The organism is Truepera sp., from assembly GCA_032027045.1.
GTDB lineage: Bacteria > Deinococcota > Deinococci > Deinococcales > Trueperaceae > JAAYYF01.
In genome coordinates this window covers 2,725,457-2,733,130 of record JAVSMU010000001.1, presented here as the reverse complement: position 1 = coordinate 2,733,130, position 7,674 = coordinate 2,725,457, and the positions used below count along the sequence as shown (strand labels likewise).

4 protein-coding genes are annotated in these 7,674 nt (G+C 59.9%); 1 reads left to right on the top strand and 3 read right to left on the bottom strand.

What is annotated here, in order from left to right; genetic code table 11:
* Positions 1 to 332 precede the first annotated feature (332 nt).
* Together ROY82_12330 and ROY82_12325 are read right to left on the bottom strand one after the other, a co-directional pair.
* A complete protein-coding gene (locus tag ROY82_12330) occupies positions 333 to 2,345 on the bottom strand; it encodes a leucine-rich repeat domain-containing protein (protein MDT3683246.1) in 2,013 nt (670 codons plus the stop codon).
* A gap of 159 nt (positions 2,346 to 2,504) precedes the next feature.
* Positions 2,505 to 3,188, bottom strand: coding sequence for an acetyltransferase (locus tag ROY82_12325; GenBank protein MDT3683245.1), 684 nt, complete (start codon positions 3,186 to 3,188; stop codon positions 2,505 to 2,507).
* A gap of 453 nt (positions 3,189 to 3,641) precedes the next feature.
* On the opposite strand from ROY82_12325, the gene ROY82_12320 reads away from it, so the two are divergent.
* Positions 3,642 to 4,834, top strand: a protein-coding gene (locus ROY82_12320) for an IS3 family transposase (protein ID MDT3683244.1) whose coding sequence is annotated in 2 segments (ribosomal slippage) — positions 3,642 to 3,921 and positions 3,921 to 4,834 — 1,194 coding nt in all. Because the reading frame shifts where the segments join, the coding sequence is not laid out codon by codon here.
* Positions 4,835 to 5,584: 750 nt separating this feature from the next.
* Here ROY82_12320 and brxL read toward each other — a convergent pair.
* Entirely contained in the window at positions 5,585 to 7,669 is a 2,085-nt protein-coding gene (gene brxL, locus ROY82_12315) for a BREX system Lon protease-like protein BrxL (protein ID MDT3683243.1), read from the bottom strand.
* Positions 7,670 to 7,674: the final 5 nt, after the last annotated feature.

Below are 7,674 nucleotides of genomic sequence, written 5' to 3'. Positions count from 1 at the left end.
TGGGCTTGGTGACTGGTGGAGTGGTGCAGGCTGCTAGTAGGATCAGGGATCCTAGTAGCAGGACTCCTAGGCCGAGTCTCTTCTTAGGCATCGATCTTGCCCCCTTCTATGAGGCTACTGTCGGCTAGAACCGAGGGTGTCGTCTGTCAGCTTACTGGGTCGCTGGTACCGGCCAATGCGCGAGATCACTGGCACCGATGCGCCGCGATGACGTAAGCGAGGACGCTGGAGCAAAGCCGTGGCAGGTAAGAAGGAGGTGGGGCGACGCCGGAATCGGCGTTCTGCCCCACCTCCCGAGCCTTCTGGCTGCTAGCTCGAGCTAGCTGAATGATTCAGCGCGTATGGATCCGTTCACGGTACTGCTGCAGCATCTGCTGCTGGAGCGAATCGAGGCCTGTGCCCGTCGGGCCGACGGCGCAGTTGCCTGGTGCGCGTTGGATGTCTGGTGGCCCACCGACGACGGCGACACCCTTGAGCACGAAGGCCGCCGTTACGGCCGCTGGATCGGCGATGCAGTTGTAGCCGATCGAAACGGTTGCCACGAGTGGCTCTTGCGGTTCCAACGTGGCGGGGGGAGGGGCGGGGAAGTCCGTGTTGTTGATCAGGGGGGAGAGGTCGCTGAAGTAGTTGCCCTCTAGATCGATGGCGTAGAGGTTCTGGAGCCCTTGGAGTCCGGTGAGGCTCGGGTCGAGGAGGCGGTTGTAGGCGATTTGGAGCCATTGCAGGTCCGTCATGCCGGCGAACACGCCGCTGTCGCTTCCGACGAGGTTGTCGCTCAGCCTGAGCACTCTTAGGTTGGGCTTACCCGCGAGCGGGGCGATGTCCGTTATCCGGTTGCTGATCAAGTAGAGAATGTCGAGTTGCGACATGTTCGTCAGCGCCGATATGTCCTCGATGTTGTTACAGCTGAGGTAGAGCGTTTCGAGGTTGACCAGATTGGCGAGCGGGCTGATGTCGGTGATGCCGTCGCGGCAATACTCGTCAACGTCGGCCGGTAGGGTGGCTTCGTCGAACCGGACGGCGCCGTTGTCCCAGAGACCCAGGTAATCCAGCAACGTCAAGTCGGCGAGAGGCGCTACGTCGGTGACGCGGTTGCCGTCGAGGTCGAGGTGCATGAGGTGGGTGAGGTTGGCGAGTGGGGTCAGGTCGGAGATCTCGTTGAATTGTGCTCGGAACCATTCGAGGTTCGTGAGGTGTTGGATGCCGACTAGTGACGCGACGTCACCCGGTACGTCTTCCCAGCCTTCTACTTCCCAGTGGTAGATGCCTTTTGCGTCTGCGCAGGTGAGGGGGCCCGTGTCCGGTATTTCAGGCATCAGGCGGTACTGCGCCTCGAGTGAGGGGTCGGCGAAGGTGATTTCGTCGGTTGGGTTGGTGCATACCCAGAGGGGTATGGTGATGTTGGGGGTGGATGCGGTGGTTGGTATGCCGGGTAGTTGGGTGTGGGTGGCGGTGAGTGTGTAGGTTATGTCGGGCGTGTTGCTGGGGATGGTGACGTTGGTGGTTCCTGTTGGGTTGGTTGGGAGGTCTTGGAGGGTGGTGGCTGGTGTGGTGGAGAGTACGAGTTTGTTGAAGTCGCCGGTGATGGTCCAGGCTAGTTGGATTGTTTGGTTGGGTGTGGCTTGTGTGATGTTGGGGGGTGTGGTGGTGAGGGTGATGGCTGCTGGTATGGCGGCGCGGGTGGTGACGGTGAAGTTGGTGGGGGCGACGCCTTCGAGGGTGATTGTTGCGACTGTTTCGGTGCCGAAGTCGTCGCTGGCGGTGAGTTGGACTTTGACTTGGTCGCCGGCTTCGACGGTGGCTGAGGTGCCGGATGGGGTGTCGTTGATTAGTAGGGTTGGGTTGCCGTCGCCGGTGACGGTGATGGTGGTGGGGACTTCGATTTCGCTGACGATGGCGGCATTGCTTGTCACGGTGGCGCCTGGTTCGGCGTCTGTGATGGGTGGGAATGTTAGTTCGCCTGGGGTGGTGTGAGCGGCGCGGGTGGTGACCTTGAAGGTGGCTTTTTGGCCGCCGACGTCGACTGTGACGCTGACGGTGGCGCCGTAGGTGTTGCTTGCGGTGACGCGGACGGCGAGTTTGGAGCCGTTGAGGACGGTGGTGGAGGTTCCTTTTGCCAGGCCGTTGATGATCAGGGTGCCGCCGGTGGTTACTTTGGCTGGTGCTGGTCCTGTGATGCCGTCGATTGTCACTGTGGCGCTGGTGATGATGGCGCCGGGTTCGGCGGCCGTGATGTCTGTGAAGCTGAATGCTTTGGGCTTGGTGACTGGTGGAGTGGTGCAGGCTGCTAGTAGGATCAGGGATCCTAGTAGCAGGACTCCTAGGCCGAGTCTCTTCTTAGGCATCGATTTTGCCCCCTTCTATGAGGCGTTTCTGGGCAGGACGAATGTGTTGACTGGGAACGAGGTAATTCGACGTTGTCTAACGTCCGAGATTCTACCGCATTCGTGTGGAGATTCTATCGCGAGTGCGCCGAGCGACCCACCGTACCTTCAGGCTGCACGCTATGAAGGTCCTTCTTGGGCTTCGGCTCGGTCACCATCGGGTGACATCAAGCGCCGCGACTTCGCGGGATTGCCCGCAGCCAAGGACCAGGCAGGGACGTCCTGATATACGACAGCGCCAGCGGCCACCTTGGAGTGTGAGCCCACCGCCTTCATGGGGTTCACGGTGGCTCGAGTGCCAAGGAACACACCCTCGCCTAGGCTGCTGCCGCCATTCACCACGGCGTAGGGGGAGAGGGCCGAGAACCGCCCAACGACGGAATCATGCGCAGACGACGCGTAAAAATGGACTTGACAGAAATCGCCTATCGTCGCCGACGCTCCCACGGAGGCAAACGGCGCCACGACGCAACCCACGCCGATGGTGGCCGTCGATGAAACGTACGCCTTCGGGTGGATGATCGTTTCGAAGCTCGCCCCATGTGCCAGGAACCGCGCGGCTATCCTCGACCTCGTGGCCGGATTGCCGACGGCTAGCAGGAACTTCTCGCCAGGGTCCGGCACATAGCCGGCGACGGTGCCGAGAATCGGCAAGCCGTAGGGGACTTTCAGCTCACCAGGACTGCGATCGTCGAGGTACCCCTTGACTTCGAACCGACCCGTGTCGATGGCATACTGAAGTACTTCCCTGCCGAACCCGCCTGCCCCTATGATCACAACGTCTATGCGACCCTGGTTGGTCACTACCCACATCCGTCCGTAACAACTTTCGCTCGGCTAGTGTACCTCGTGAAGCACCGCCAGTTGCACGCAACCTCGGGTTTGGGGCCGCATGTTAGAACTCGCCGACCGCCCTTCGATGACGACCTTCTCACGTGATGCACGCCTCTTCGGCGCCGAACGCGTAGGGCGCTGGTTACCTCGGATGCTAGAGCTGGAGCTCGCGGTGCACATGCCGATCTGGAGATTGCGTCACTCCTGTCTCTCGCTAGAAGCTCCGTGAGCCACCTGGCATACGGGGCTCGCCGGAGGCCTTCGCCTGCGTCGGGCATTGTAAGGTTAGCTTCGTGTGCAAATCCCTGGGCACGAGTACTTCTATGTTTGCTTGGCGCTTGGCTTCGCCGAGTAGAGCGCTGGTCCCCATTAGTTGGACACCTTCTTAGGTTGAGCCTGTAGGCTCGTGAGAGAGGTGTTGTTGTGTCGAGGAAGCGTCGGAATCATAGTCCTGCGTTCAAGGTGAAGGTGGCGTTGGAGGCGGCGCGTGAGGAGCGCACCACGGCTGAGATCGCCCGCGAGTACGGCGTGCACGCYAAYCARGTSWSKGCCTGGAAGCGGCAGTTGYTGGATGGCGCSGTGGCCGTGTTCGAGAGCCCGGCTGACAGTCGGCTKGATGGTGAGGCGGTCATCAAGGATTTGCATGCGAAGATCGGGGAGTTGACGGTGGAGCGCGATTTTTTGTCCAGAGCGTTGAAGCGCTGACCCCCAGCGAGCGYAAGGGCCTGATTGGGCCGCGGCCGGAGCTGAGCGTCAAGCGGCAGTGCGAGCTGCTGCGGGTGCCGCGCTCCACGGCCTACTACCGGGCCGTAGAGGGCGTCGACGGCGACGAGTTGGTGCTGATGCACTTGATCGATAAGATTCACGTTCAGCATCCGTTCAAGGGTTCGCGGCGCATCACGAMGGACCTGCAGAAGTTGCATGGCCGGCGGGTGAGCCGTAAGCGTGTGCGGCGCCTGATGCTGAAGATGGGTATCAGCGCCATCTACCCGAAGCCGCGCACCACGAAGGCCGGTCGCGGGCCGGGGCACAAGGTGTTCCCGTACCTGTTGAGGGGGGTTGACATCAGCGCCGCTAATGCCGTTTGGGCCGCCGATATAACCTACATCCCCATGGCTAGGGGCTTCTGCTACCTGGTGGCGATCATGGACGTTCATAGCCGCCGCATCCTCGCCTGGCGGCTTTCCAACACGCTGGATTCTCGTTTCTGCGTCGAGGCTCTCGAGGAGGCCCTGGGGTGCTTCGGAAGACCGACCATTTTCAACACGGATCAAGGCGCTCAGTTCACCTCGCAGGCCTTCACGAGCGTTCTGGAGGCCCAGAACATACAGATCAGCATGGACGGCAAGGACGCGTGGCGCGACAACGTGTTCATCGAACGCTTCTGGTGGAGCCTGAAATACGAGCACGTCTACCTGCACGCCTACGACGACCTGCGGGTCGCCAGGGAGGGCATCGGGACCTACATCGAGTACTACAACCACGAACGGCGGCACTCCAGCCTCGGCAAGCTCACGCCTGTTCAGGCCTACGAGCAGAACCTGCCGGTTGCCGCATTATCGGCTCCGCCCCCTACTAGCTTGGTCTCTGGCCCTGCACCGTTGGAGTCGTGGTAATACTTAGGAACCAAGGGAAGCCTGTCTAAGAATGGGGTCCAGGGCTGATATCCTGGAACAATCGGCGTTGACACATCTTCACATTCTGGGCTGGGGGGCTATCGCGAGAATGAGAATCTTAGTAAAGAAGTCGATGGAACAGGCTGAGCTGGTAACTGAACTCGATTGGCTCAAGGCACAAGGACACGAGAACTTGCGGAGTAAGGCTAAAGGCTCTGTGACTGAGATCAGTTTTCTTGCGACGTGGCCTTCTGAGGTCCTATTCGATCGCGGCTACCGACTAGCAGGCCGAAGACGCGTCCGCGTCGCAACTGAAGTGCACGTTGCCGGCACAAAGGCTCAAGGTTCACTCGGCATGCGCTCTTCCAGCTCGGACGAAGAGAAGATATGTAAACGCGAGGAAAGCCTCTTCAAGAGGGCAAGCCCTGTTGTGCAAAAGGCGATCATCCGCTGGCGGAAGCTAAGCCGATCAGAACAGTTAGGTACGATCGGTGGGAAAAGAGCCAAGGGGCCTGTACTCAGCTCAGCGGCACCAAAGTCGAGGACCAGTATTAGACTCAACTGCGCATACTGCAATCAGTTCGGTTCGCCTCGAATTCTAGTAATTGCAAAGAGTGGTTACGCTTTCCTGTGCGGCCGATGCTTTGAGAGGGGCCGGGAGTATAGCCGTCTGCCCGACACAAGCGACGCAATGCACAAAGCCTACGGAAGGCGTAGAAAGTACTAGCTCCGAGCATAGCCTTGAAGGCTTTAGACGCCGTCGGCCTGGAAAATATCCACCTTCGTTTCAAGACATTTTCTCAGGCTTAGGTCACTAGCCCCAACCTCAAACCAACTCTGCGGCGGCTGATAGAAGTCAAGCCCCCGCCCGATCTTGATGGTCCAGCCGTTATCGAGCCGCACCTCCCGATCGTGCAGGTTCTCGTTGAGCTTGATGTCAAGTTCAATGTCTACCTCAAGCAGGCTCTGTTTCAGGTCGTCCAGCTTCGCCGTAACTTCGTGAAGGTCCGTTTCCTCGTCGTACCCAATAATCAACGTGATCTTACGGATGGTTCCGGCCTTCAACGCCGTTTCACAGAACCGAACGACGTTCTGAATCTGGTGGGTTCTACGGACGTAGGGTTCCTCCACCACGACGCTCTTCGCGCCACGCATGTAGGGACCGAAGATCGATTCGTAGGTATGCCCAGTGTCGCCGTAGAGAATCGTGAAGTGCTTCTCGGCTAGTTCTTCGGGTTGAACCTCTTCGACGGTCGCTTCCGCTGCAGGCGCCACGGGTTCGGGAGCAATGGCAACCGCCACTGCTTCCGTAGCAGCCCCCGTTTCGCCGCTCACTTGGCCACCACTCGTCTGCCGCCGATGCGCCGGCTGCTGCGTTGCTATCGCGTCCTTCGACTCAGGGCAGTAAACGACCACTTCTTCACCGTTCGCCTGGAAGTAGGAGAGGTTGATCAGAGCGAACTCGTCGTCCGGTTTGCGCTTGTTCATCTGCTCTTTCACGCGCCGGCGCGACTCCACCGCGTAGGCCACATACTCCTCGAACTCTTCGTCGCTCGGGGGGCCGTCCGGATGCAGGACCTTGAGGAAAGCGCATACCGTTTTCTTGATGCCCTTCTCGTCGCGGCCCTCGATGGCCTTGCCCAGCTTGGTCCGTTGGCTCACCTCTTCGTAGCGGTTGGTGGCTTTGAACTGGTGGTGGAAGGCCTCGGCCAAGTAGTCGGTGATGAAGCCGAAGCGGTTCGTTAGATAGGCGCTGCTGTTCTTGGGAAACTCCCAGCCAGGGATATACGCCGCGAACCGGTCCATTACTGCCAGGTCGAGCTCTGGCGGCAGTGGCTGGAACAGGTCGTACTGGCTGGAGTTCACGATCTGCTCGACCGAGAGGTCGATGTTGCCGACGAAGCTCAGGCTGGCGTCGGCGATCACTTCGACCCCACGGGAGAAGCGGCCGTTGGCCATGTAGTCCTTCATGATCTGGATGGTGTCGGGATCCTTGACTTTGATCCCGCCGACCTCGTCGAAGGCTACGGTGTCCCAGAACCCAACCAAGCCCACCTTGCGGCGTGCGTTGTTGTAGAAGAGCGTCGCCTTGGTGGCCTGACCGCCCGATATCAACGTGGCGTAGGGGGAGAACTCGCTGAAGAAGTACGACTTCCCAGTCCCGCGGGGGCCCAGCTCGATGTAGTTGTAGTTCGATTCAACCAGCGGCGCTAGCCGCGCGATGTAGTGAAACTGCACGCGCTTGTCGAGTTTGGTGGGCTCTAGGCCAACTGAACGCAGGATAGTAGCTAGCCACTCGTCGCGCGTGAAGGCTTTGCGACCCTCGGCGTACTGCTCGAAGTCGAAGCGGGCCAGCTGGACGGGTCGCAGGTCCTCAACGTAGAACGCGTAGTCGTCGTCTTCGATTTCGTTGAAAGCCAGCGTTACTTCAGCCCAAATACCGCCTTCCAGCAGGCGATCGTTATCGCGGTAGTACTTCTCAGAGATGGCGATGCGCTGCGAGCCGAAGTTCTCCAGCGCGGCCCAATGGCGCTTCTCCTTCTCGACGTAGCGAACGTGCACCTTGTCAATGAAGCGGTGCTTCCCCTTGGTGGCAACCTTCGATTGGGCGGCGTTGGCCTCGTCCGGACGGACGTAATTCTCCTGCAGCGTGTCTAGCACTGCTTCCATGCCGGCCTGGATCTCCGCTTCGTCGTTGCTGGCGCAGAACTTGGCCAGCAGGAACTCCAGCACGAAGGTAGGGACGTTGGTTCCCTTTTTGATGCGGTGCAGCAGGTCCTTGCGGAGCAGCTTGCCGTCGAAGCGCTCGTTGAGCTTCTGGTCCAGTTCGTCCATTCGAC